The sequence below is a fragment of the Moritella sp. 28 genome (assembly GCF_018219435.1).
Classification (GTDB): domain Bacteria; phylum Pseudomonadota; class Gammaproteobacteria; order Enterobacterales; family Moritellaceae; genus Moritella.
Genome location: NZ_CP056121.1, coordinates 1,844,540 through 1,870,428, shown reverse-complemented (window position 1 = coordinate 1,870,428; position 25,889 = coordinate 1,844,540). Strand labels below are relative to the sequence as shown.

The following is a 25,889-nucleotide window of genomic DNA, read 5'->3' as shown; positions in this document are numbered from 1 at the left end:
AATATTATCAGGCTGTTTTATTCCTCATCTCGAATAACATTTCTTATCAATTCTACCGTCAGTCCAGCATTTTTATAATCAATCGGTATTTCCACGCAACGTCCTTCTTTTTCAATAAACAGAGACGGAAAACTCGTCCCCCCTATAGAACGAGCAAAGGCAATTTCAGTTAATAAATCTTGATGAAGTTGTTGAGATACAAACACAGTTTCAAATTTATCCGAGTCTAGACCAAGCTGCTTCGCTAATTCAACCAAAACTGTATTATCACTGGGATTTTTGGCATTAAGATAATAAGCAACTTGTATCGCATCAAGCATCGCCTGTTCTGCACCTTGAGTACGTGCAGCAAGAATTGCTCTACATGCCGGATAAGTGGAACGTCGTGGTGTATTTTCAGTCCAAAATTCATAATTAAATGTCGTGCCAAGATAATTTTCAATCTTCTTCCAGTAAGATGCAACTTGCGCCTGCATCATTTCAGGCATTGGCTCATCACTATCAGGTGCCAATCCCCCCAATAGATAGATAATGTCTACATCATCAGCAACAACCTGCTTAATTTCATTCCATATCGGTTTATAACCCCAGCACCACGAGCACATAGGATCATAAACATAATAAAGCTTTGGTTTTACTGATGGCATTTGACAGTTTCCTTAATCATTACGCTCAGAACGGTTTTCAGCAACAATATCAGAGTCTTTCTGTGCGTAAAAATCAACTCTGAATTCGGTATCATCCGTCATAAACTCAACTTTATGCCAATACTCAGGCGGTGAAATAGCCGATTCATCTTGTTCAATCACAATCTCTTGCTCTATCGCGCCTCGTCTTTCGGTAAAACCATAAAATTTCAACGAACCACTAATAACCTTAATTTTCCCATAAACACCTGCGCGGGTATTATGTAAGTGTAAGAACATTTTAGGGATATTATTCGGCGTAAAGACTGGCGTTGATTTGTAGTTCACAAAATCAGTTGGGATTGTCGGCATAAGCACACTCACTCGTAGTAAAGATAATGATTAATAGGTATAAAATATACGCCCATTATCCATGAGCGCAAGTAAGATATCCCAGCGATTAGATCTTAAACGTTAAGTGAGGCTCCGCGCGTTTGGATCACATCCCGATACCAGAAAAAACTTTCTTTACGGATACGCTCTAAAGTACCACTACCATCGTCACGACGGTCAACATAAATAAAGCCATAGCGTTTATCCATTTCAGCGGTTGAGTTGGCCACTAAATCAATCGGCCCCCAACTGGTGAACCCCATAAGTTCAACACCATCTAAGATCGCCTCCCTTGCCTGTACTAAGTGATCGTTCAAATATTTAATACGATAATCATCAATGATCTCGCCATCCGCAGTAACTTCATCACGCGCCCCTAAGCCATTCTCAACGATAAACAAAGGCTTTTGGTATCTGTCATACAAGAAATTCAATAATACCCGTAAACCTTTCGGATCGATTAACCAGCCCCACTGACTTTTTTCTAAATAAGGATTCGGCACACTATCAATAATGTTACCGACTTCCTTTTGCTTGGGGTCAGCACTGGCACAGCCGCTGGCATAATAACTAAACGAGATAAAATCGACACTCGCTTCAGCCAGCGTTTCTAAATCCCCCTCTTCCATTCTTACTTCGATATTATTGTCTCTGAAATAACGCAATATATAACCAGGGTATCTACCACGGGTCTGCACATCACCAAAGAATAGCCACTTGTTATTCTCGTGTACCGCAGCCATAACATCATCGGGATTACAGGTATAAGGATAATTAAGCGCACCCAACAACATATTACCAATTTGGGCATCTGGAATTATTTGTTTACACAAGGTCACCGCTTTGGCACTGGCAAGGAGTTGATGATGAATTGCTTGATAAATGGCTTGCTCGTCTGCGGCTTCGGGTAAACCGACACCGGTATACGGTGCATGTAACGACATATTAATTTCATTAAAAGTCAGCCACAATTTCACTTTATTTTGGTAACGCTCAAACACGGTTACTGCATAGCGTTCAAAAAATTCAATCAGTTTTCGATCAGCCCAGCCACCATAGTGGTCAACTAACCCCACAGGCATTTCATAATGTGATAACGTCACAAAAGGTTTAATATCATGCTTGGCTAATTCATCAAAAATACGGTCATAATAAGCAAGACCCGCTTCATTCGGCTGACTTTCATCGCCATGAGGAAATATACGCGTCCATGCAATTGATAACCTCAAGCAGGTAAACCCCATCTCTTTGAATAGTTGAATGTCTTCCGGGTAGCGGTTATAAAAATCGATAGCAAGATCTTTAATACCCGCGGTTTTATCAGCACGCTCTTGATGCGCACTTAAAATCCCTTTAGGCAATAAGTCCGCGGTCGATAAACCTTTACCGTCTTGATTAAACGCACCTTCGGTCTGATTCGCCGCAATCGCGCCGCCCCATAAGAAATCCTGTGGAAATAAATTCATTTGTTCCTCAACTCATAAAACAATCCATGTTGAATGCGATGATAAACTATAATAAATAATGACTAGTTGAACATGTTCACACTTTTAAAATTGAATTTAGCTCAATAATCGATACTTTAAATACCGTAATCGCATTCAGCATATGTGATACGGCGGTTCTGGGCACTTTATCCATAGTCCAAGGTGTCGTTTGATTTTGTTCAAAATAAGCACTTGTTAATACCATTTGCTGGTACTTATCTTTTATATCGACTATTTCAACTGCCACACCTACAACATGAGTATTAGAGTATTTCCATGTGGGAACAGTTTTAGGTTTTCGGTCACATGGCGCCACATCATTCGGAGACATGTAACAACTCTCACCATGAAACACTAAATTAAGATCGACTCCTTCCCTATCACACCCTTGTCCTTTCAACTTTTTGGCTAATGCGTGTCGATTGCTAACATGACCAATTAAATAACGCTCATCAGCACTTAAATGAAAAGGAATATGGCTAATATGCGGTATATTGTTAGCGTCGATAAATACCAGCGTCGCTAATGGGTGTTGCTTAATGATCGTAAGCGAATAAGTCATCTTTTTTGCTGCATCATTATCATGCTTAATTTGAGACATAAGAAAACACCTCTTTACACTGACCTGTTTTTAATAAGTTCGCTTTTACTTGCGGCCACTCGTCGTTAATAATGCTAAACAAGGCAGTGTTTCTATAACTACCGTCTTCTATACGACGATTCTTTCTTAAAATACCTTCAAACTTACCACCGATACGCGCAATCGCATTACGTGATTGTAAGTTGTTCTCATGAGTACAAATTTCAACACGAGTGAAATCTAATGTTTCAAAAACATATTCAAGCAGTAGATATTTAGCATGGGAGTTAACATGGCTACGTTGAAATGCAGGAGAGATAAAGGTGTGCCCAATTTCCAAAGCGCGATCGACTTCATTAACACGAAATAAACGCGTTGAACCCACTATTTTATTGTTCTGCTTGTTAATAATGACAAACGCAACTTGTGATCCCGTGGCCATCTCATCAATCATGCCGACAATCCAGGACCGTGCAATTTCGACATTTTCACAAGGGTTTGACTGAATATAGCGCCAAACTTCAGCAAAGTTCCCCGCATTATAAAAATCAGATAGATGCTCCATTGTTATTGGTTCTAATTTGATCAATTCACTTTCAAGAGTCACTGGTTTTAGCATAAGTTAGATTTCCTTATTCTTATTTTGAATACAAAGTGTTGAATACAGAGTGTTGAATGTTTTCTAATTATGCGTTTATTTGGTATAAGTACTACAACCAGAATTTATAAAAATGGTAGACCAGTTTGAAATTACTTAGCCTAACACTTGCCATCAATGCGCACATAACGGCACAAACCAGTGTCGAGACTGAACAAAAGATGACAGAACAGAAAAGAAAGCGCCGAGCAAAATACTTACTCATCGCCGATGCATTAAAACAAGCAATTAAGCAAGGACAGGTAGTTCCAAGTGAAACACTTCCCTCAGCCCGCACATTAGCCACACAGTTAAATGTTAACCGGCATACCATTATGGCTGCAGTCGCAGAATTGGTTGCCCAAGGTTGGATTGAAGCCAAAGAGCGTTCGGGATATCGGATCGTTAATAAGTTACCTATTCAAACAAGCAAGACGATAAGCAACCTCACTGTTGAGCATCAAACTTTTGATTGGCAGTTTCGACATAAAAAGACCACAGCCACTGCAGCAGTTAAGGGAGCCAGTGCATATATATACAATTTTTCAGGGGGCCAGCCTGACAACCGCTTATTCCCATTTAATGAATTCAAACACTATTTTTCGCAACTTTTTCAGCATCCGAAATTTACCAATTTAGGCTATGATAATAATGTCGGAGAAACGGACTTGATCACCCAAGTTTCAACCTATTTACGTCGTGCTAGGTCGATAACTAATAAAGAAATCATGATTTGTAATGGCTCTCAAGAAGGCCTGTATATGATATCTAAACTGCTATTACAAGCAGGTGATAAAGTGGCCGTTGAACAGTACGGCTATCCACCAGCATGGGCAGCCTTTAAAAGTTCTGGCGCTGAGCTTGCTGTTATAGAGCAAGACCATAAAGGCATCATCCCTGAGTATCTAGCTACACAACTTGCAAAGGGAGATATTAAACTCATTTATTTGACGCCATTACATCAATACCCGACAACAGTGACATTGGATGTCAGTAGAAGAATGCAGATATATCAGCTAGCTGCACAATACGGCGTCGCAATTGTTGAAGATGATTACGACCATGAGTTTCATTACGACTCTCAACCGATTGCCCCGATGGCAGCAGATGATCCTCTCGGCTTAGTGATCTACATTTCAACCTTCTCCAAATTAATGTTCGGTGGTGCCCGTATTGGTTACGTGGTAGCAAATAATGCATTAATCACAGAGTTAACCGCATACAAAACGTTAATGAACCATAAGAGTAATGTGTTAATGCAACAAGCAGTCGCTAAGTGGATGCAACAAGGTGGTTTTGAAAGTCATTTAAGACGCATGACCCGCTGCTACCATAAACGCCGTGACTTTTTAGTTAACCTATTACGGGGCTATCAACAACAAGGTTTGCCAATCACTTTTGATTGCCCCCCTGGCGGCATGGCACTGTGGGTGGATATGGGCGTATCGATTGTTGGTCTAAAGCAAACGTTACTGACCAAGGATGTGTATTTACAGACCGAGGTTGACTTTAATTTGGTAACAGAGCATTTGATAACCGAACAAGACAAATCACAATATCGGTTTATTCGGGTGGGGTTTGCGTCTATGAATGAAGTCGAAATAACGCAGGGAATGAAAATTATCGTTCAAGAATTGTATGGTTAATTTACTCAATAATAGACCGATTTAATACTTAACTCCTTTCGGTTTACTCTATAGGAGGCTAGCTGGAACTAACTTTCAAAAATAACCAGCAGCCGACAAAAGATGATCGAAGTCAATAATTTATGATAAAAAAACCAAAAACCATGCCTCCAATTTTATTAAGAGAAAGAATTATTCACTATTTCACTAATCCCACAAGCTCATAATGCCAATTTCAAATACCTTTTTAGTCCAAGATAATAATAATACTAGTTAAAAAATCCAATTTATACCTCTAAACTGTGCGGTTATACTTTTGTTCGATAAGTAACCACCCCGATAAACACATCATTGAGTGTAGAACAATATAGGTATACTTATTTCACGACAATCAGTTATAAAGCACCGCTCAGGAATGATTAAGGGGTCACATGTTTAAAAGTATACAGACGCGTATTGCCATTTGCGCAGGGTTAACAATGGTCTTTACCTTATTAATAGCGATGGGGATGACAACCAACGCCTTTACTAAAGTCAACCAGGAAATAACAGAAAAAGTAAAAGTACAACTAACCAATGCTACCACTTTGAATTTGCGTTCGACCGCAGATAACCAAGCTAAAACTATCGAGAATCAACTATCCCCAGTTTTAGCAAACCTAACTCAAATACGTTCCATCATTGAACTAAGCGCACAAACCCGAGCAGATGCTGAGACAATTGTTAAGCAGTTCACAGCCTCACTTGAAGTACAAGACAAAGCTGTTTTTGCTGGATATATGGTATGGGAAGAAAAAACGTGGCCACAAGAGTCAGAATCGAACACGGCAAAAGCATTCAATACTAAAGGCTATTTAGCACCATTTTTTTCACCTAATTCAAATAACAGCTTTGATATTGTCGCAATGGATAGTTTTAACAATACAACTCTGAACGCAAATGGCGAACGAACCGATGATTGGCACTTAATCCCTTATGAAACTGGACAAACTTTCGTAATGGAACCCTATATGTATCCAGTTCGAGGCCAAAAGGAACTGATAACTACAATTAGCCAGCCATTAAAACTAAACGGTAAAATCATAGGTTCACTTGGCTTCGACCTCTCTTTGACAGAACTGCAAGGCCAAAGTGAAAAACTCGCCAAAAAACTCTTTGATGGGAAAGGTAATATCATTATTTCTTCATGGAAAGGGGCTTTACTGGCTAATAGTAAAGATAACAGCCATGTAGGTAAAAAAGTACCTTCAGCATTGTCGTCGCAGTGGAAAAAGATCCAAGACTTAGCGACTCAGAATGATATTGGTATGATCACTATTGGTAATGATGAGTACGCGATCACCTCTATCGATACTAGTGGTGCGCCTTGGATTGTGATGGTATCGGTTCCAACCAACGAACTGACCCAAAGTGTGGCAACATTTGAGAACTGGAGTCATGAACAAAATTCAGAAGCACTCAATCAAGGTATTTTTGCAGGCGTAATCGCTGTTATTATTGGTATTGCTGCAATGAGCTTTATTGCAAACTCTCTTGGTAAAGTACTGATTAATTTAGTCGAACGCTTTAAAGATGCAGCCCAAGGCGATGGCGACTTAACCTACCGTATAGAAGTAAAAGGTAAAGATGAAAGTGCACAACTGGCACACTGGTTTAATATCTTTTTAGAGCGTATGCAAGAGATGTTGCGTGCTGTAATGACAAGCGCAAACCAAGTTGATCAAGGGGCTGGCGCAGGCTTACAAGGTGCAGCCAGTTCCAAAGAGCAACTCGATATTCAGGTCAATGAAGTTAATTCGTTAGCAACCGCAATTAATGAAATGAGTGTAACAGCTCAAGAAGTCGCTAACTCAGCTATGCAAGCAGCCACAGCAGCAAACCAAGTTCAAACGAATAGTATAAGCGGCATTGGTCGAATGGATACAGCTGTATCCTCTGTTGACAATTTAGCGGTTCAAATTAACAACGCTCAAAATCAAACTCAAAACTTGGTTGAATCGAGCACCTCAATCCAAGGGATACTCGGTGAAATTAGTAGTATTGCAGAACAAACGAATCTACTTGCTTTAAATGCAGCAATTGAAGCAGCACGCGCTGGTGAAGCTGGACGTGGGTTTGCGGTAGTTGCAGATGAAGTGCGTAACCTTGCAACCCGCACGCAAACTTCAACTAAAGAGATTGGTGCTATGCTGGCAAGGCTAGAACAAGAAACACAATCCATTGTGATATCAATGCAGCAGGGACAGCAACAAGCTGTTGAGACTAAAAAAGAAACGCAATCTGCACAACAAGCGTTTGAGGAAATAAACCAAGCAATTGAAGTGATCAACGATATGAATAATCAGATCGCATCAGCGGCAGAAGAGCAAAGCTGCGTATCTGAAGAAATTAACCGTAATGTTGTACGTATTAACGATACCACAATGGAAGTAATGGAAGGTATGAGTGCTTCAGTCATAATTAGTAACGAGTTAACTGACAGTGCGACGAATTTACGTGGAGAATTAAGCAATTTCAAAATCTAGGACTTAACTTAATCTAATTCACATCACAATTAGTCCTACATTGTGATGTGAACTTGGATTTTAAAGCTTTAGGGCTAGTAGCGAATTACGCAATTCGACATACCAATAATTCATTTAAATGTGTTTGCTCTTCATTGGTGATTTGTTCCCCGCTATTCTTGGAGATTAAAAAAACGTTCTCTGTCGATTCACCAAGAGAACTGATCTTCGCAGAGTGAATCGTTAAATCACTTTGTGAAAATACAGAGCAGATTTCCTCCATATAGCAAGGATCATCCAATGTGTTGATTTTTAGGAGTGATTTATTTTTTTTACTTGATTTTAAAAACTCGACAACTGTTGTGTTTTCAAAGTTTTTCACAAACCTCGGTGTAGACAAATTGTTGTACGATATTTCATTGTTAATTGATTTTTTAACTCGATTGACTATTTTATCAAGTCGAATTTTTTCAGTTATCGGCTCATTTTTGCTATCAAGTAACTTGATTATTTCTAATACCATCCCGTCTTTTGTTTGCATAATTTGCGCATCTTTGATCTTTAACTTAGCCGTAGCTAGGGTGTTGAATATATCAACAAAAAGCTTAGGTCTGTCTTTTGTATAAACGATTAAGCAGGTTGAGCTAGGCGACAAACTATCGGAAATGAAAATCATATCTTGTCTCACCGAGCCCTTTAAAATTTGCTCTGTAATACAACTAATCTCATCAACACTGTTACTGCTAAAAAAGTGATTAGGTAAAGTTGACCATAACGACGCGATATCTTGTTCGCTCCAGTCCACGCTAGTTAGTTTACTTGTTGCGTCATTTCTATTTTCTCTGATAAGGGTACGAACTTCGAATATATTTTCTATACCTTGCCTTAGCGCATCTCGAGTTGATAAATACAGCTGTTTGAGTTGACACTCGTGCCACTCATTCCAATATTGCTCGTTTGTGGCGATCATATCTGCCACGGTAAACACGTAGAGCGCGTTAAGCTTGTCAAAAGAACCGACCTGTTTCGCAAATTGCTTGATAACATTCGGATCGTTAATATCTTGGGTTTGAATCGTACCAATAAGAAGATCTTGGTTTGCGACTAACCAGTAAACCAGTTTAATACTTGAGTGTTTTAGTTGGTGTACTTCTGCAAACTCTTTGGCAATAATGGCACTAAGTTGGCTATTCTCAACAGCTTGCTTACCTGATATATGGTGACAAAGCGTTGCTAGAACAAGCGAAACCCTATCTTTAACATGTTGATTTACATTATAAATAAAACTTTTATTATTGAAATCACGACTAAAACTGTCAATTGCTTGCATCGCTTTACAGGTATGTTCATCGATGGTGTAAGCGTTATGCATATCGTATTGCATTTGACCTTCGATTTGCTTCCAATGTGCAAAATAGGACGCTAAAATACCGTATCGATGCATTAAACTGAACGCAGTTTTTAACCCGTCAGGTTGTTTTAAAAGGGCGATGAATTCTTCTCGACATCCTTGATAACAGCTAAGTTCACCCAGTAATGTTCGCCGAGTTTGTCTCAATAATCTGAGTGTTTCTGGCGCTATTCCGTTAATATCGTTATGTTTAGCAATCAACAAAAACAGTCTCAAGACTTGACGCTTGTCGATAAAGACTTCTTTATATCTTGCTTCAATGAGGTTATTTCGAACCATAAAATATTCATCAATAATGCGTTCAGGCTTCTTGGGTTGGTACTTTAAAATATCAAATTGAAAAGAATCACTGAGCATTTGATTCAATTCGCGTATACGCGTCATCGCAGTAAACAAGTAACCCATCATGCTTTCAATTGCATGCTGGGAATTATCATCGCCACCGAAACGCATAAATTCAGCGACAGCCGATTGATAATCAAACAGTAGTATTTCTTGTGGTCTGTTAACAACTGAATGTAACGCCCAGCGTATTCGGCAGACAAAATCATAGGACTCTAATAGTTCAGAGGTTTCATCTGAGGTTAAAAAACCTGTCGACTCTATTGTTTTCGGATTATCAATTAGAAAATGCTTTTGTGCTATCCAATGTATGGTTTGTACATCTCTCATGCCACCCGGATTATTTTTTAAATTAGGCTCTAAGTACAACGCGGTATTTTTTGCATGTTTATGGCGGCTCTCCTGCTCTGTTAGCTTCGCATGGAAAAACGCTTTACTTGTCCAAACCTTGTTTTGAAAAAGCGCATCCTTGATCATTGATGCGTGAGACGATGGCCCTAACAATGGACGAATATCGAGCAAATTTGTCGCGATGGTAATATCTTCTGCTGCCAATTGAATTGCTTCTTTGAACGTTCTGACAGAGTGGCCAATGTCTGTCCCTAAATCCCAAAGCTTAGTAACAAAACAAGACAGTTTTTCTTCAACATCTGTGGACACCTTACCATCACTAATAATGGCCAGATCTATATCTGATTGAGGATGAAGCCTTTTTCTTCCGTAGCCACCAACTGCATTGATGGATAAAACTGACTTATTTAATTCAAATGAACACCAAAGTGCAATGAGCAGTTGATCAAAATACTCGGATCTTTTTTCCATTAATGATTGAATTGAATCAGTATGAAATTTTTGGTTTAACTCACGATCAAACTCTGCGATGCGTCGACGTAATTCCGCACCAGAAGTTTCCATTGAAACGAAAGACATGTTAATCATCCTTTATAATAGTTTGAATCAGTATTTAAACTGTCAAACTTTCCCTTAAAACCTCACCAACAATAGTTATAGTTAAAATGATAACAGCTCTAACTAAATCATTCAATTACACTGTGGTTATTGCTCCTCTACATATATCCGGTGAGTTTCGTACACATATAAATGTTAGAGCACTAATCAATTAGCATAGAGTACGTGTATGAATCAGCCGTGTATGGATCATGTTTATCGCTATTTATGTCCATAATCTTGTTAAAATTAACAACATGTATAATGTATTCGCAATTCACACCTCTGACATATATCTTTTCTGGTACTACAAACCAAAAACCATACTTTTTAGTCATTTATTAATGCTACTCTTTTATAAATAGTCGAGATTAATCAACATGGAGGTTATTTTGAATAGATCATTGTATGCGTTTACAGCATCAGGACAGCGCCATTAGTGACAATACCTGTAAAAAGTTTTCTATTTGATGAAACTCTTGAATCGATTGGACACTTAAATACTGGTGATATATTTATAAGTATTGATGCATATGTAAATGGTGGTATTGGAAAACAACACAGCTTACGAACTATTGTAATTCCACGCGAAAAATATGATCCTAATAGCTTGAAGGTATAATATGGAAATTAATTACCCTGTATTAGTTGGGACTATGATTACAACATTATCATATGTTTTATTAAAAAAAATTCCATCCAAATTCAAGTACCCTATATGTACGGTTCTTTTTGTTCTGGGCTTTTATTTTAGTATTCAACTAACAGAAATTAGTAAGTATGAAAATTACACATTATATGGTATTGGCATAGCAGCACTTCTGGCTATGTTCACAAAAGATACATAACTTGAAATACAACGTTCGTTTCTCACGAGCGTTACCTACAAATTCCCTCTTCCATACAAAATTAACCTCTCAGCCTTAAATATTAAGGCTATTAAATACAATTTAACTACACATTTAAAATCAAAGAATCAATATAGTAACGACTTCCAAACCTAGTAGCGGTGAAGTAAAACAATATTCAGCGTATAATACAAAAAAACTCAAAAATAATATGTTACAGGTTGGCTAAAGACATGCTGCAAAAAGAACTACGACAAGCTAAATCGATAGATAATGTCTACAACTCGGCATATTGGCATTTGGCTCAAAAGGACTACACTCTTGCAGAAATACGCACCAAGCTTGAACGTAAGACAGACAATCAAGAGTGGATAGAAACCGTATTAGACGATCTAGTTAGTAAGAACTACATCAAAAGCGATTTTGACTTTGCTGTTCTTTTTGCTGAATCCGCCTTTCATAATGAACAAGGTAAATCTGCCATCTCACGTAAATTACGTGCCAGAGGCGTAGATGAAAAAGATGCAGCAGCAGCGATTGAACAAGTGATGGATGATGAGGAGATTGACCAATTTGAGTTAGCCGCATCACGATTAAGAAGCTCATTTCAAACCTTTCACTCAACAACCAAAGAGAAAGTGTATTCGCAATTCACCACCAAAGGGTTTTCACGTGCCGAGATTGATCACGCATTGGCTATGCACCCAGAAAAAGACACCTTAAGATCCAAACTCGAAGTCAAAGCTGAAAAAGCAGACTTGAGCCAAGAAACCATGAAACTATACCGTAAAGGTAAAGGTAAACGCGTCATACGCAGTGAATTGCGCAGCAAGTTAATTGACGTTGAAGATTTTGATAGCGTGATAGACCAACTTGAACTGGCTGGTGATATAGACTTTTATCAAAGCTGTTTAGATGTATTAAATAAGAAACGTTACGACATAAGCAACAGCGCGGGTAAATCGAAAGCTTACGCCTATCTATCGCGTAAAGGTTTCGACTCAGATGAAATCAAAGAAGCACTCAATCCATCAGATTAATTGCGAACTTAATTGATAAGTTGAATTCAATTGGTCAACAAGAATGCTGCTTATTTAGCTAATTTTGTTCCCAAGGCAATTTATTTACAATAACTTTGGCAAAAACCGAGAAACTTTGTTATATAGTTTCATTAAAGATAACAAAGTACCAATATCGAATAAAGGAATCACAATGACAAACCAACACGCACACGGCGAAGAAGGTCACGTACACGGTCCAGGCTGTAGTCACCACCACGAACCACAAGCTCCGATCGTAAGAGAAGGCGCTAAAGTTGGCCGTAACGATCCTTGCACGTGTAACAGCGGTAAGAAATTTAAGAAGTGTTGTGGTAAATAATCACACGCTTTATTAAATAGTACTTTTGACTAAATTAGTAGACGTACTAAATAAACCATAAGTACTAAAAAGCCTCCACTGCTATTATTCAATATAGCTTTGGAGGCTTTTTGCTAACCGTCTGCTGTAATTGCTGTAATCAATTCTTGCAGAATCACTTCTGATTTATCAGTTTCAATCTGGCAAGTACCCGCAGCTATATGGCCACCACCACCGTATTGAAGCATTAGCTCTCCCACGTTAGTTTTCGAGTTACGATCAAAAATAGATTTACCTGTCGCAAATACAATATTTTGCTTTTGAAAACCCCACATTTTATGGATAGAGATATTACATTGTGGAAACAGTGCGTAAATCATAAATCGATTACCAGCGAAAATAGTCTCTTCGTCAGTTAAATCAAGTAACACTAAATTACCATGAACAGTTGCACAACGCTGAACCTGTGCTTTAAACATAGTTTCGTGTTCACGGTACAAATCAATACGTTCCTTCACATCTGCTAATGCCAAAATGTCATCAATGCTGTGATCTTTACAATAATCAATCAAGTCCATCATCAAAGCATAGTTCGAGATTCTAAATTCGCGGAAACGGCCTAACCCTGTTCGTGCATCCATTAAGAAATTGAGTAAATTCCAGCCCTGAGAGTCTAATACTTCATCACGATTGAACTGTGCAGAGTCACCTTTATCAACCGCGTCCATCATTTCAACCCATTCAGCAGGGAATGTGTCGAGACCGCCATAATAATCCCACACCACACGTGCAGCAGAAGGCGCATCTGGATCAATAATGTGATTAGCGCGTTCGCCAGTATTACGAATAGTTTCAGAAAGGTGATGATCAAACGTCAGGTGGGCATTTTTAACATAAGGTAAATTTGTCACGATATCATACGGAGTAATATCAATTTTACCGTCTTGCATATCCTTAGGGTGAACAAATTTTATATCACTAATGAGATCTTGTTGTTTCAACAGCACTGCACATACTAGACCATCAAAATCACTGCGCGTTACTAATCGATATTTTTGTTCTGACATATTAATTCCTTTGTCACATAAGTTTAAACCTAAGATAACTAAAGATAACCGTATAGAAGAGTGAGAATCAAGCGGAGATTGTACGAGAGAGGTTTTGTAACTACCCAAGCTTGAACTTGCGCGCAAAACAAACCTAAGATGGATGAATAACAATCACAATTTATGACCAAAATTAAGGTACTACGAACTCATGCATTGTAGCAATATTGAGTCCATAGTGAACTGATATTAAAACACATAAACTACTTCATTTTAATTTGACTACATCACCAGACACTGTCGTTTGATACCCGTTAAGTATCCACGCCCAAAACCAATCTTCTTGTACTTCAACATTAATCATTGCATCACCACCTTGCGATGCAATGGCAGCCTTTTGTGCACGAACAAAACGATCATTTTGTTGAATAGGAATAAAGGTAAATAACATGATCCCCGTCGCTGTCGCTTTTCCTGGACCTATAACAGTGTATTCACTTTCGTTTAGGTTTTGCGTTTTCATCGAAACACCAGTACAACCAGCTAGCATCGCTAAAGTTAATAAAACTGTACTTAACGCTTTGATCATTTTCATTTAGAAACCCTCAAATAGAAGTTAGAACGTACAAATAATGTCAATAGTACTAAGTCTAGTGATAGCTAAATCTAATGCCCACATGTTGCAGCGAATAACGGCTAAAAACCTTATATTTACTAATAACATGTGATTTATTCATGTTTTTATAAAACAGAATAACCGTGAGATCACCCTTCAATAATTCGTTTCGACTCAGTTATAGCCGATAAAATAGATGGCACTTTCGCATTACTCCAAACTACAACTTCCACTTGTTACAACTTTAATTTCTTTGCAACACTTTATTAATCTTGTGTAACTTGGTATAAACATAGTTAATATACTTAGTTAGGTATTAATTTGAAATATAAACCTAACTGATGTAACTATATTAGGGTATTAAAGGGAATTAACATGGGTTCGTTATCAGTTCAGTGGAAGATTACTTTGCTTTCAGGGTGTTGCATTTTACTTGTCGCACTATCATTAATCAGCTTTACGCTTATATCATCAACCTCCAATCAAAAAATAATACAGGTCCAGAGCAGCGAATCTGTTGGTGAAAAGTCCGAGCAATTATTGATGAGTGAAGCAAATACACAAGCATCAATAGTCCAAAAATATTTAGACGAAGCAACATACCGTGCAGAAATGTTAGCCGAGAGTATTGCATTTCTGCAGTTTAACGCTGAAGAAAATTTTACCAATAGTGACGAATTACGAAACTCTGTCTCGGAATTATTAAAGCGCTCGGTGCAAAATTTCGACAATATGCACGCCGCATTTACCACTTTCCTTCCCAACACGTTAGATGGTGAAGATGCCAATTATGCTAATGCCGATTATGTCAGCTCTAACGATCAAGGCCGCTTTTCTGCTTACTGGTATAAGAACAACCAAAATGAGCCAACCCTAACAATCAAAAATGAACAACAGATCAATAATACAACGCAGACCGCTAGTGGACAGGCAAATAATTTTTGGTATAGCTGTAGCATTACCAATAAACGCATGTGTGTGATTGAACCGTATTTATACAATGAGAATGGTGCAACTCGATTAATCAGCCCCATTACCGTTCCATTACGCAAGCAGGGTAAAATAATAGGCGTAACAGGCATAGACCTCAAAATAGATGTTTTACAGCAATATGCACAGCGTGCAGATCAAGCATTGTTCACAGGTGCTGGTAAAGTTCGTATTGTGAGTAACAATGGACAACTGGTTGCTTCTGATGATGACAATGCTCCGATTGGTAAACAAATCGCAGACCCACAATTAAAACAATGGTTAGCCAACGGTGTAACGCAATCACAGTGGAGTGCAGATCAGCAATCTCTAACCGTCTTTATGCCGATTAAGCTCAGCGCGGTCAACTGGGGGATTGTTATCACCATGCCAAGAGAAACCGTGATGGCAGATGCGTTAGCCCTTAATCAACTCATTGAAGAGCAAGCAAACGAAACCCTTAAAATTCAAATTATCACAGGGATTATCGTTACTCTACTAGGCCTACTTATTATTTGGTTTGCAGCCGTTAAGTTGGTCGCCCCGATTAAAGATGTTGCAACTCGTCTACAAGATATTGCGAGCGGTGAAGGCGATTTAACCCAACGGCTTGATGTTAAATCTACCGATGAAGTGGGCGAACTCGCCATTTGGTTTAATCGCTTTTTAGATAAAATCCAAGCGACGATCAAAGATGTAATTGAAACCTCTGATGCCATCAGTAAAACATCCAAAGAAGCCAGTGAAATAGCCGAACTATCACGCCAAGGCAGTGAGTCACAATTTAGAGAAGTGGACATGGTCGCAACCGCCTCTGAAGAAATGACACAAACATCAGCGTTAGTACTAGAAAATGCAGATAAAGCCGCCGAAATGGCATGCCAAGCAGAACAATCAGCACAAGGTGGCCAAACCGTCGTGCAACAATCTGCAGATACAATGCAGGAGTTAGTTGAAAGAATGGCAATGGCTGTTCCGATTGCTGATGAACTAGAAAAAAACAGTGGTAATATTAGTACTATATTGTCGGTTATTGAAGGTATATCAGAACAAACTAACTTACTCGCCCTTAACGCTGCGATTGAAGCAGCAAGAGCAGGCGAACAAGGCAGAGGATTTGCTGTCGTTGCCGATGAAGTGAGACAACTTGCAAGCAGAACTCACGATTCAGTAGATCAAATCCGAGTGGTTATCGAAGATTTACAGTCCGGTACACGTAGTGTCACAACAGCAATAGCAGAAGGTAATCACCTTGCCCTTGAAACCGCAACGCAAGTTAAGCAAGCCGTAAATAGCTTAGCGGATATCTCATCATTTGTTACTGATATCCAAAGCATGAACAGTGAGATTGTCAATGCGGCCAGCGAGCAAAAAACAGTCTCGACAGAAGTGAATGGCAATGTTGCTAATATTCGTGATTTAAGCCAATCAATTTTAGACCAATCGACCACGGCAGAAAAAATAGGTCATGATATTGCGAAACTGTCATCACAGCAGCAAGTATTGGTTGGGCAGTTTAAAGTCGAGTAGTCGTAAATTTAACGAATTGAAATAGAAACAATAATGACCAGCACAAGCACCATTGTTCGGCTTGTGCTGGTCATCTGCATATAACACCACGTTTCATGATATACGTGTTAAGGTTTTAGCTTTAAAGCCTCAGTGATATCAGCAGCACTATGGCGTTCACTTAACGCTTCCCATGCTTCGCCTGATGTACGATTCACGATTCGACCACGCTGCACAGCAGGACGGTCTGCGATATCTTGAGCCCAACGTAGCAGGTGCTTATAACTTCCAACATCTAAAAATTCAGCAGCATCATATGCCTTACCAAGCACCACGTTGCCATACCAAGACCAAATCGCAATATCGGCAATACTATATTCATCACCTGCTATAAACTTATTCGCAGTAAGTTGCTTGTCTAACAAGTCGAGTTGACGCTTAATTTCCATCGTGAAACGGTTAATTGGATATTCAAATTTTTCTGGTGCGTAAGCATAGAAGTGACCGAACCCACCACCTAAATACGGAGCAGCTCCCTGTAACCAAAATAGCCAATTCAATACTGTCGTGCGCTTCACGATATCTTTCGGTAATAAATGGCCGAACTTATCGGCAAGATAAAGTAAGATAGCACCCGATTCAAACACTTCAATCGACGGTTCACCAGATTGATCCACTAATGCAGGGATTTTGGAATTTGGATTAATACCAACAAACCCGGATGAAAACTGCTCACCCTCACCAATGTTAATAATGTGAGCATCATATTCAGCCTCAATCACGCCCAAGGCTAACAACTCTTCCAACATGATCGTGACCTTTTGACCATTTGGCGTTCCCAACGAATAAAGCTGTAAAGGATGAATGCCGACGGGTAATACTTTGTCGTGGGTAGCACCAGAAACAGGGCGATTTATTGATGCCCAAGTACCGCCATTATCATTATCGTTTGTCCAAACTGCCGGTGGTATGTATTCGCTTTCCATAATCTTTCCTTAGTGTTATCTATTGGTTCAGTGAACCGAACAAGCCCACTCGTTTAACTAATACCTTGCCAGTCAATTGCCAGCACTGCCATCATTACTTTATCGACAAATTTACCATTGCGGTAACCCGATTGCTTTTTAACGCCTTCATGAACATAACCGGCTTTTTCATATGCGCGGATCGCTGATGGGTTATTGGTATAGGCCGTTAATTCAATTCGGTGTAAACCCAGCGTGTTAAAGCCATAGTCGGAGATCACTTTGGTAACCTCTGTACCAATACCTTTACCCCAATAACTTTTATCACCAATAAGAATAAAATATTCACCCGAACGATTGAGTGTACTGATTGACGCAATACCTGCATAACCAATCAATTTACCGGATTCAGCACAGCAAATACCCAATGACACGCATTTTGAATTGCTATTAATACTTGATAACCAGGTTGAAATATCCGTTTGGGATTGCGGGTAGGCATAAGAAGATAAGCTAAATTGAGTCACGTCTCGGTCGCATGACCATGCGTAGAATTCGGCGGTATCACTCATATCGAGCGATCGTAATTGCACTCTATTTGTAACTAAAAACATCCTTTTATACCTTTAATATTTAACGCTAATTTTAATATATACAACATAAACTAACATAATTAGCGAAAATATAAAGTACAAGTCCCTTGCTCTCACAAGGGACAAATTTAACTTAAAGACCACCTTGAGTCAGTTTCAGCGGATTGAGTAATTCACTCAATTTTTCACGTGATAACTCAGTGTGCTCTAGCGCTACATCAATGATCGCGCGTTTCTCTTTGTAGGCTATCTTAGCTATTTTAGCCGCTAGTTGATAACCGATAATAGGATTAAGTGCTGTCACTAAAATTGGGTTTTTATCCAAGGCTTGTTCTATATTCTGTTGCTGTACTTCAAAAGTCGCAATGGCTTTATCAGCTAATAGCACCACGTTATTACTCAATAAATTCAGGCTATTAAGTAGGTTGTTAGCAATCATAGGTAACATAACATTAAGTTCGAAGTTTCCTGATTGTCCACCTATCGTGATAGCGGTGTCGTTACCGATAACCTGCGCACAAACCATCGCCATTGCCTCTGGGATCACAGGGTTTACTTTACCCGGCATAATTGAAGACCCAGGCTGCAGTGCTTCAAGGGCGATCTCACCAAGACCAGACAGTGGACCAGAGTTCATCCAGCGCAAGTCGTTCGCTATTTTCATCAATGATACTGCGGTTGTTTTTAGCGCACCAGACAATGCAACAGCGGTATCTTGTGAGCCAATTAATGCAAATAGATTATCTGCGGGCGTGAATTCAAGGCCTGTTGCAATACTTAATTGTTGATTGAATACACGGCTAAAGTCTGCATGAGCATTAATCCCCGTCCCCACCGCTGTTCCACCTTGCGCCAAGCGCTGAACCACAGGTTGTAGCGCCGTTAAGTTATTAATATTTTGCTTAACCTGCGCGCTCCAGCTATGCAAACTTTGGCTCATTTTAACGGGCATCGCGTCCATTAAATGAGTGCGCCCTGTTTTCACAAAATGATCAACGCTTTGCGCTTTTGTCTCAATAACTTGAACTAAATGATTTAATGCCGGTAATAACTGATTAGCAAGCGCGAGTGCGGCACTTACATGGATTGTACTTGGGATAACATCATTACTACTTTGACCATAGTTAACATGATCGTTAGCACTGACTGGCTCGCCGGCTATTTCGCTAGCAAGATGTGCAATAACTTCATTCGCGTTCATGTTCGAACTAGTACCGGAACCAGTTTGGTAAACATCGACCGGAAAATGCTGCATCACATTTTCCATTTCTGACAAGTTTTTACAAGCCGAAATAATCGCATCAGCAATCGTTGGGGACACTAACTCGAGTTGTTTATTCGCTGCCGCAGCACTGGATTTAATTTGGATTAAGGCGCGAATAAAGCCGACGGGTAATTGCTGGCCACTAATTGGAAAGTTGTTAACTGCGCGTTGTGTTTGTGCGCCATAGAGTGCCGAAGATGGCACTTCAAGTTCGCCCATACTGTCTGTTTCTATTCTAAAGTTTGTCATTGTTCTTTCCGTAATTATCAGATGAATGGCACTAACTCAGTACCGTCGGATTAGCCTGCGATTAACGTAATTTAAAAAGGGTGTAGGTTGAATACCTTTGTTACTTGTTTGTTTATTTGAATATAGTAACTATTTATCTGATGTTTTTTTTCAGTTGTCGTTGCTATACGTTGCAGTGAAAGTAGCGGCTTGTTTAGCACTTCGTAACAAGCTCGACGCCAATGATTAGGTAACAGTTCATTCTTTATTGAACGTAAAAGGAGAGCAAGCTGTGCTAAATATAGTGACCAACACTGCTCTACATCAAGCGGTGCTGCGATCTGATCACTTAATTGAAAGTAGGACAAAAATATGTCATGACGTTGCGGTGAATCAGCATGCTCAATCGCATTGCCAAGTTGTTCATAATATTCAAGAGCGCAGTCGTCACCTAAGGTGTTTTTAACATTTAATGTCGACAAGTTCATCGCATTCCCTAAAAACCGTTTATGATAATGATTCTTATTATCATAAACGGTTTGGTTGGATATTCAAGGAAATTTTAAATTGGTCATGAATATTTTACGTAAAAAGTCCGTTGGATTAGTCCGTTCAAGCAGTTACAAGCTGTCGGCTCAATTCAACTTCCGGCAATGGACGAGAAAACAGATAGCCCTGAGCTAATCGGCAGCCGCCTACCTCTAACAATTTCCGTTGTGCCTCAGTTTCCACACCTTCTGCGACGACTTGTAAATTGAGTAAGCGCGCCATCGTAACAATTACCTCAATCATTACCTGCTTACTAGAGTCCTCCTCTAAACCATCAACAAACGAACGGTCAATCTTGATACCGTCAATCGGAAACTGAACCAAACGTTTTAATGAACTGTACCCTGTACCGAAATCATCAATATATATTTTAAACCCCATCGCTCTTAATGCCGACAAACGCTCTGTCACCACTTGTTCATTCATATCTAAAGCACTTTCTGTTAGTTCGAAGCGGATATTCTCAGGTGCCACTTTTGCCTCGGTTAATAATCTAGGTAAAACTTTCACTAATTGATCATCCTGCAATTGACGCGGCGACAAATTAATATTCAGATAAAGCCCTGCATTAGGCTTTAGCAAGGTTAACCGACGAAAACCAGCTAACGCCTGAGTAATCACCCATAGACCTAAGGGCTGAATCAGCAAAGATTTCTCTGCTAGCGGAATAAAACGCTCAGGGGAAATCTGACCCAATTTAGGATTATACCAGCGCAACAAGACCTCAAAACCTCGGGTTCGGGCATCCTTCAAACAGACGACAGGCTGAAAACATAAACTAAACTCATTTTTTTCCAATGCACTATGTAGGAGATCATCAAATTCAGTCTGGCGCTGTACCTGCTCATGCAAGGCTAAACTAAATACCTGATAATTGGCCTTACCACTCTTTTTCACTTCGTACATGGCCAGATCTGCATCTCGTAAAATATCCCTAGCATGCTGATAGTGAGGGCCCAAGAAGGTGAATCCAATGCTGGCAGAAACCTGTAGAGCGATAGACGCGCCGTCGAATAGAACTGGCTGAGTGACTTCACGCTGTAAACGTTCAGCCACATACTTAATGGTTTGTTGAGACATTTCGCCCTCAAAATAAATGACAAACTCATCACCGCCGATACGTGCAATTCGATCTTTTTTACGTAAAATCTGCGTTAATCTGTCCGCTATTTTTTGCAGATAAAAGTCGCCAACGCTATGCCCATAGGTATCATTAATCTTTTTAAAACCATCAAGGTCAATAAATAGCACCACGCCCCACTGTTTATTCTGTAAATAATGTTCCAAAAAATTCTGGCAGGCAGTTCGATTTAACAAACCCGTTAAGGCATCGTGATTGGCTTGATAACTCAGCTGCTGCTCATTACATTTACGTTCGGTAATCACATCCAAAGTGCCTTGATACACGACACAATCATCCTCAGTTGTATTTAAATATGCATTTTCTGACAGCCAGATAGTATTCCCATGTCGATCCTCGCCTTCCCATTCATAGTTAAATACTTCTTTTTTCTCTTTTAACGTCTCTAAAAAGGCCTGATATGATTGATCTTCTCGATGTAGTTGCCGACCAATATGCTCAACCGCTTGCAGCATCTGTCTTGGATCTTCATAACCAAAAGCCCGAGCTAACGCCGGATTAACCTTTAAAAACTGTCCTTCAAGCGTTGCGCTATAAACACCTTCAACCACTTTTTCAAACAAGTTATGATATTCATTTTGTGCTAACTCTAGCGAATGTGTCTTCTCTCTGGCGAGTTCTTCAGCGCGTATGCGACGGTATAGCGAATGACGTAACAACAAGAGAAACAATGAAATGATTAAGCCAATACCGATGACAATTAGCATGGGGCGAGATAGATACCACCAAGGCATAGGTGGACTTAAATCAACAAACTGATATCGCAACTGCCAATTTGCATAATTTTGTGTAAAGTCAATTCGATACTCAGGTTTAGAGCTTTGTTGATGTAACGAGGTAAATAACAGCTCAGTATTTTGCAAACATTCACGGTAGATCTCTAAACCAAGATTCTGCCTCTGGCTTAGTACTGGCCCTAAAAGAATTTCCATCGCTGCATCAAAGTGGGTCATCGCACTTACATAGCCCCTCAATTCAGAACCAACCTCACCTTGATCATTCAAAGCAAAAACAGGTAACAACAACCTAACTTCAGGTGTTGTCGCTTCATCAAGTGACATATTCTCACTGATCACTAACTGCAGACTGTTATCTATGGCCGCTAATGTCATCCCCTCGCGAATACTATCGATATCCGCCAGATTAATCCCCAAGGATAAACCATTCATCTGAGCCGAGGCCGAATAATAAATAGGGTAAAATACTTCACTTGTTCCAACTCGGCTAAAACGAAAATCAAAAATGCCGGTATTAACAGCATCCTTAATTAAATCCGGGGTTTGCTGCTGACTGGTTTTAGGGATCCACTCATACACAACAATACCGTAATCACTTAGTGATGACTGAGCATTAAACTGATCAAACTGCTGGCGAGAAAGTTCAGGCTGGTAGGTCATCATACTGCGTAATGACACGAGGTGTTCCTGCAAAGCGTCGAGATTACGCTGAGCAGTGTCGAACGCTAGGCTAGCATGTTGATTCAGTTCCTCATAATCCCGTTCTTGCTCATTCTGCTGTAATTCCACATACAGAAAATATAAAGGAAACAACAACAAACTCATTGTTATAGACAACCATAAACGGATATTTTGTGCCAACACTACAGATTACCTACTGGTTTAATACTCAAATCAGATATGAATTATATTGATAATGAGAACCATTATCAATTGCATTTACGCATTTTAAACGAACTGACCAGCTTTGTTGTCCAACAAAATATTTCCTACTGATATGGTTAGGCGATTCATTATATTAAAAACGTGCATGGATCTCTTTAGGCGTAAGAAACTCAAGCGGTTTATCTAAGATATGCTGATAAATGACGTTATAGGCTAAAACATTTTTGACATAACGTCGGGTCTCTTTATAGGGAATGGCTTCGATCCAGCTATCCATCGTTAAGCCTTGCTCTGCCCTGCCGTCTTTGCTGGCTTGCCAGCGGTCTACTCGATTCGGACCCGCATTATATGCCGCAGTTGCCAGCACCCGATTCCCTTTATAGCGCTTAAGTAAGCTATCAAAATAGGCTGTACCTAACTGTACATTGATATCGCCATCGGTTAATTGTGCTTGCTTCTTATAATTTTTCAAGCCAATTTTACGTGCGGTCTCTTTTGCCGTTTTCGGCATCAACTGCATATAACCACGAGCCCCGACCGGAGAATTAGCAGACTCGTCAAAAGAACTTTCCTGGCGCGTAATGGCGTAAATATAGCTTAAATCGAGTTGGTATCGGTCGGCATTAGCATAAAATAGCTGTGGTTTAGCGGCAGGGAAACGAATATTCAAGGCATCCCAACTTCTAGAAAGAATACTGGCAACGACCGACAGATGAGCCCAACCTTTTTGGAAGGCAAATAAACCTAACTGCCTTTGCAAATTGTTACTTTGAGCGCTAATTAAGGTCCGCCACTCACGTTTAAGTAAATACGTATGTTGATGGAAATACAGTTCATCAATATGTGCTAGCTGTGTTTTCAGATGCTCTAAGTCTTGCTGCTGCCTGCTGACTATATTGGCATTAAACTGGTAATCTACACCTAATTTCTGCGCGGCCAAAAAGCCGTAGTAATTACGCTCAGCCGCGATTTTTTGATAAAGTTTATCGGCCTGATTTTGTTGTTGTTTCTCTTCAAATACCCGTGCTTGCCAATACACCCATTGACTATCGAGCTGCTTACTATCTACTTGCTTAATCTCGCTCAGCTGCATCAACCAGTATTCTATATCGGCCCAATGATTAAATTTAATCGCATAACGGATCCTATGCTCCGTTAATGGTACATCCCCTAAAGCCGAAAGCGCTTTATCTAGCCAAGGTAACAACTTAGTTTCATTACGGATCATAATGCGCGATATAAGGTATTTTTTTAATTTGACTTGCTCTGCCGATGTGAAATATTTTTTACGCTCATAAGTGAGGTATGCATTTAATCCTAATTCAATATCTTTTTTAGCAAGACGTTTAATACTCGCAACTAAAAAATCGTGCCTAGCATGCGCCTTGTTGTTAAATGAAGGGTTGTTAAATGAAGGGCTCTTAAATAAGGGGCTGTTTAATAACTTTGTTGGTGATTTATGTAAGTCATATAACTGCTTAGCCAACAGTTCATTTTCCTTGTCCATTAAGGTGATCAAATAAGACATAAGGGATGTTTTGTTATTTGCATAAGCTAAGTTAAAACGCTTAAAAATTAATGCCTGAGATATTTTTTTATTATTAAGATAATACTCCAAGACGCCATCACAGGCATTCGGCAAAGAAAATCCCGTTAACCAGGTTTTTTGCACATCAGCCCAAATATCATCTGCTTGATTGTCCGCTAATCGCGCCTGAAAATGAAAGCATTTCAAGTCGAGTGAATTGGGAAGTTGCGGATAAAAAGACAGGTACTCACTCCAATATTGGTTTTTTGCTAAGTAATATAAATAGCTTCGCTGCAGATCATAACTCACGCGACGATCAGGGTTATCCTTTATAAAAGATTGCACTGCAACCAAACTGTTGCGGCTAAAGTGTGCTTTAAGCTGTTCGTATTCAAGCAGATAAGTTAATGGGTATGCAGGAATCAGCTCTGTTTTTTGTAACGCTTCGGACCACATTTGTTGTGCTTGTAAGTCTACAGCTTGCGTATACAGGCCTCTTTGCTGGCTCCACGTAAGCGAACTAGATAAACTTGAAAATGATAATAAAAACAAAGATATAAAAAATATTTTCATCGATTCATCCGTGAGATACTCTGCTTTAGCGCAGCTAGCTAAATACCAATACTGTATGTAATCGGCCCTGTTTCTTTTTAGTGTAGGAGTTATTCAAGAAGTTCATTAATCTACGAAAATATAATGGCCTGATTCGAATGGCGCAAAGGGGAAAGCGCATGGTGTTCAATGGGTTAGCTAGGATAGCCAACTCATTCTTGGAAAGGATTGGCTTAGAGCTGGAGCTTTAAAGTGCTGCAATTTGTTAGGCGATACTTTCCCCAAAGTATCATATTCAATAGCCTCTAAAAACTAGGAAAAATACACATATAGCTGCCATAGCTAAAAATATATACCATATTTAATTATTTATCTTCCATCAGATACAGAATATTGCCCAGCCTGAAGCCTTTTCACAGTAACCATACTTGCTCCATAGTCTTATATGTAGAACGTCTGTGATTCCCAAATCCATATCACTTACACTATTGCGTGTTTGCTAATGCCTTTGAACGCTCGAATCTATAATGACTGAAATTATTATTAC

At 39.5% G+C, this 25,889-nt stretch carries 20 protein-coding genes; 6 read left to right on the top strand and 14 right to left on the bottom strand.

What is annotated here, in order from left to right; all coding sequences use genetic code 11:
• Nucleotides 1-17: 17 nt before the first annotated feature.
• From HWV02_RS08340 to HWV02_RS08320, 5 genes are all read right to left on the bottom strand, one after another.
• On the bottom strand, nt 18-647 hold the full coding sequence (locus HWV02_RS08340; RefSeq protein WP_211690157.1) for a DsbA family protein: 630 nt from the start codon (nt 645-647) through the stop codon (nt 18-20).
• Nucleotides 648-659: 12 nt separating this feature from the next.
• On the bottom strand, nt 660-998 hold the full coding sequence (locus tag HWV02_RS08335; RefSeq protein WP_067042658.1) for a DUF1971 domain-containing protein: 339 nt from the start codon (nt 996-998) through the stop codon (nt 660-662).
• A gap of 95 nt (nt 999-1,093) precedes the next feature.
• A complete protein-coding gene (locus HWV02_RS08330) occupies nt 1,094-2,485 on the bottom strand; it encodes a glycoside hydrolase family 1 protein (protein ID WP_211679250.1) in 1,392 nt (463 codons plus the stop codon).
• Nucleotides 2,486-2,561: 76 nt separating this feature from the next.
• Entirely contained in the window at nt 2,562-3,107 is a 546-nt protein-coding gene (locus HWV02_RS08325) for an FMN-binding negative transcriptional regulator (RefSeq protein ID WP_211690156.1), read from the bottom strand.
• Nucleotides 3,094-3,705: a GNAT family N-acetyltransferase gene (locus tag HWV02_RS08320; protein WP_211690155.1), complete on the bottom strand. Its 612-nt coding sequence runs from the start codon at nt 3,703-3,705 to the stop codon at nt 3,094-3,096. Before HWV02_RS08320 ends, HWV02_RS08325 begins: the two co-directional genes overlap by 14 nt.
• 125 nt (nt 3,706-3,830) lie before the next feature.
• On the opposite strand from HWV02_RS08320, the gene HWV02_RS08315 reads away from it, so the two are divergent.
• Both HWV02_RS08315 and HWV02_RS08310 read left to right on the top strand, forming a co-directional pair.
• Nucleotides 3,831-5,369, top strand: coding sequence for a PLP-dependent aminotransferase family protein (locus HWV02_RS08315; protein ID WP_255550622.1), 1,539 nt, complete (start codon nt 3,831-3,833; stop codon nt 5,367-5,369).
• A 410-nt stretch (nt 5,370-5,779) separates the two neighbouring features.
• Nucleotides 5,780-7,873, top strand: a complete 2,094-nt coding sequence (locus HWV02_RS08310) for a methyl-accepting chemotaxis protein (protein WP_211690154.1) — start codon at nt 5,780-5,782, stop codon at nt 7,871-7,873.
• A gap of 85 nt (nt 7,874-7,958) precedes the next feature.
• Here HWV02_RS08310 and glnD read toward each other — a convergent pair whose 3' ends face one another.
• On the bottom strand, nt 7,959-10,535 hold the full coding sequence (gene glnD / locus HWV02_RS08305) for a [protein-PII] uridylyltransferase (protein ID WP_255547121.1): 2,577 nt from the start codon (nt 10,533-10,535) through the stop codon (nt 7,959-7,961).
• Between the two features lie 457 nt (nt 10,536-10,992).
• Here glnD and HWV02_RS08300 point away from each other — a divergent pair, with 457 nt between their 5' ends.
• The 3 genes from HWV02_RS08300 (at nt 10,993) to HWV02_RS08290 (ending at nt 12,781) form a co-directional block, all read left to right on the top strand.
• Nucleotides 10,993-11,175 (top strand): hypothetical protein, encoded by a 183-nt coding sequence (locus HWV02_RS08300; RefSeq protein WP_211690153.1) that lies wholly within the window; start codon nt 10,993-10,995, stop codon nt 11,173-11,175.
• A gap of 459 nt (nt 11,176-11,634) precedes the next feature.
• The gene (locus HWV02_RS08295) at nt 11,635-12,441 is read left to right on the top strand and encodes a RecX family transcriptional regulator (protein WP_211679246.1); all 807 of its coding nucleotides are present in this window, start codon (nt 11,635-11,637) and stop codon (nt 12,439-12,441) included.
• Nucleotides 12,442-12,613: 172 nt separating this feature from the next.
• Nucleotides 12,614-12,781: an SEC-C metal-binding domain-containing protein gene (locus HWV02_RS08290; RefSeq protein WP_211674903.1), complete on the top strand. Its 168-nt coding sequence runs from the start codon at nt 12,614-12,616 to the stop codon at nt 12,779-12,781.
• Nucleotides 12,782-12,894: 113 nt separating this feature from the next.
• On the opposite strand, the gene HWV02_RS08285 is transcribed toward HWV02_RS08290, so the two are convergent.
• Together HWV02_RS08285 and HWV02_RS08280 are read right to left on the bottom strand one after the other, a co-directional pair.
• A complete protein-coding gene (locus HWV02_RS08285; protein ID WP_211679245.1) occupies nt 12,895-13,827 on the bottom strand; it encodes an exopolyphosphatase in 933 nt (310 codons plus the stop codon).
• A gap of 247 nt (nt 13,828-14,074) precedes the next feature.
• On the bottom strand, nt 14,075-14,401 hold the full coding sequence (locus HWV02_RS08280) for a hypothetical protein (RefSeq protein WP_211679244.1): 327 nt from the start codon (nt 14,399-14,401) through the stop codon (nt 14,075-14,077).
• A 396-nt stretch (nt 14,402-14,797) separates the two neighbouring features.
• Here HWV02_RS08280 and HWV02_RS08275 point away from each other — a divergent pair, with 396 nt between their 5' ends.
• On the top strand, nt 14,798-16,921 hold the full coding sequence (locus tag HWV02_RS08275) for a methyl-accepting chemotaxis protein (protein WP_211690152.1): 2,124 nt from the start codon (nt 14,798-14,800) through the stop codon (nt 16,919-16,921).
• Between the two features lie 107 nt (nt 16,922-17,028).
• Here HWV02_RS08275 and yghU read toward each other — a convergent pair whose 3' ends face one another.
• The 6 genes from yghU to HWV02_RS08245 all read right to left on the bottom strand — a co-directional run bounded on the left by yghU (nt 17,029) and on the right by HWV02_RS08245 (nt 25,363).
• Entirely contained in the window at nt 17,029-17,886 is an 858-nt protein-coding gene (gene yghU / locus HWV02_RS08270) for a glutathione-dependent disulfide-bond oxidoreductase (RefSeq protein WP_211690151.1), read from the bottom strand.
• Between the two features lie 53 nt (nt 17,887-17,939).
• Nucleotides 17,940-18,479 carry a GNAT family N-acetyltransferase gene (locus tag HWV02_RS08265; protein ID WP_211690150.1) on the bottom strand — a complete coding sequence of 180 codons (540 nt, stop codon included), beginning with the start codon at nt 18,477-18,479 and terminating at the stop codon, nt 17,940-17,942.
• A gap of 112 nt (nt 18,480-18,591) precedes the next feature.
• Nucleotides 18,592-19,971 (bottom strand): lyase family protein, encoded by a 1,380-nt coding sequence (locus HWV02_RS08260; RefSeq protein ID WP_211679240.1) that lies wholly within the window; start codon nt 19,969-19,971, stop codon nt 18,592-18,594.
• A 71-nt stretch (nt 19,972-20,042) separates the two neighbouring features.
• Nucleotides 20,043-20,438 carry a hypothetical protein gene (locus tag HWV02_RS08255; protein WP_211679239.1) on the bottom strand — a complete coding sequence of 132 codons (396 nt, stop codon included), beginning with the start codon at nt 20,436-20,438 and terminating at the stop codon, nt 20,043-20,045.
• 124 nt (nt 20,439-20,562) lie between these two features.
• Nucleotides 20,563-23,241: an EAL domain-containing protein gene (locus HWV02_RS08250; protein WP_211690149.1), complete on the bottom strand. Its 2,679-nt coding sequence runs from the start codon at nt 23,239-23,241 to the stop codon at nt 20,563-20,565.
• A gap of 154 nt (nt 23,242-23,395) precedes the next feature.
• Nucleotides 23,396-25,363: a transglycosylase SLT domain-containing protein gene (locus HWV02_RS08245; RefSeq protein WP_211690148.1), complete on the bottom strand. Its 1,968-nt coding sequence runs from the start codon at nt 25,361-25,363 to the stop codon at nt 23,396-23,398.
• Between the last annotated feature and the right edge of the window lie 526 nt (nt 25,364-25,889).

Excerpts from the sequence above, each read along its gene's own strand:
- HWV02_RS08330 (WP_211679250.1), bottom strand. The coding sequence starts at position 2,485 with ATGAATTTATTTCCACAGGATTTCTTATGGGGCGGCGCGATTGCGGCG.
- HWV02_RS08310 (WP_211690154.1), top strand. The coding sequence starts at position 5,780 with ATGTTTAAAAGTATACAGACGCGTATTGCCATTTGCGCAGGGTTAACA.
- HWV02_RS08285 (WP_211679245.1), bottom strand. The coding sequence starts at position 13,827 with ATGTCAGAACAAAAATATCGATTAGTAACGCGCAGTGATTTTGATGGT.
- HWV02_RS08320 (WP_211690155.1), bottom strand. The coding sequence starts at position 3,705 with ATGCTAAAACCAGTGACTCTTGAAAGTGAATTGATCAAATTAGAACCA.
- HWV02_RS08335 (WP_067042658.1), bottom strand. The coding sequence starts at position 998 with ATGCCGACAATCCCAACTGATTTTGTGAACTACAAATCAACGCCAGTC.
- HWV02_RS08295 (WP_211679246.1), top strand. The coding sequence starts at position 11,635 with ATGCTGCAAAAAGAACTACGACAAGCTAAATCGATAGATAATGTCTAC.
- HWV02_RS08290 (WP_211674903.1), top strand. The coding sequence starts at position 12,614 with ATGACAAACCAACACGCACACGGCGAAGAAGGTCACGTACACGGTCCA.
- yghU (WP_211690151.1), bottom strand. The coding sequence starts at position 17,886 with ATGGAAAGCGAATACATACCACCGGCAGTTTGGACAAACGATAATGAT.
- HWV02_RS08255 (WP_211679239.1), bottom strand. The coding sequence starts at position 20,438 with ATGAACTTGTCGACATTAAATGTTAAAAACACCTTAGGTGACGACTGC.
- HWV02_RS08280 (WP_211679244.1), bottom strand. The coding sequence starts at position 14,401 with ATGAAAATGATCAAAGCGTTAAGTACAGTTTTATTAACTTTAGCGATG.
- HWV02_RS08260 (WP_211679240.1), bottom strand. The coding sequence starts at position 19,971 with ATGACAAACTTTAGAATAGAAACAGACAGTATGGGCGAACTTGAAGTG.
- HWV02_RS08245 (WP_211690148.1), bottom strand. The coding sequence starts at position 25,363 with ATGAAAATATTTTTTATATCTTTGTTTTTATTATCATTTTCAAGTTTA.
- glnD (WP_255547121.1), bottom strand. The coding sequence starts at position 10,535 with ATGTCTTTCGTTTCAATGGAAACTTCTGGTGCGGAATTACGTCGACGC.
- HWV02_RS08340 (WP_211690157.1), bottom strand. The coding sequence starts at position 647 with ATGCCATCAGTAAAACCAAAGCTTTATTATGTTTATGATCCTATGTGC.
- HWV02_RS08265 (WP_211690150.1), bottom strand. The coding sequence starts at position 18,479 with ATGTTTTTAGTTACAAATAGAGTGCAATTACGATCGCTCGATATGAGT.
- HWV02_RS08325 (WP_211690156.1), bottom strand. The coding sequence starts at position 3,107 with ATGTCTCAAATTAAGCATGATAATGATGCAGCAAAAAAGATGACTTAT.
- HWV02_RS08275 (WP_211690152.1), top strand. The coding sequence starts at position 14,798 with ATGGGTTCGTTATCAGTTCAGTGGAAGATTACTTTGCTTTCAGGGTGT.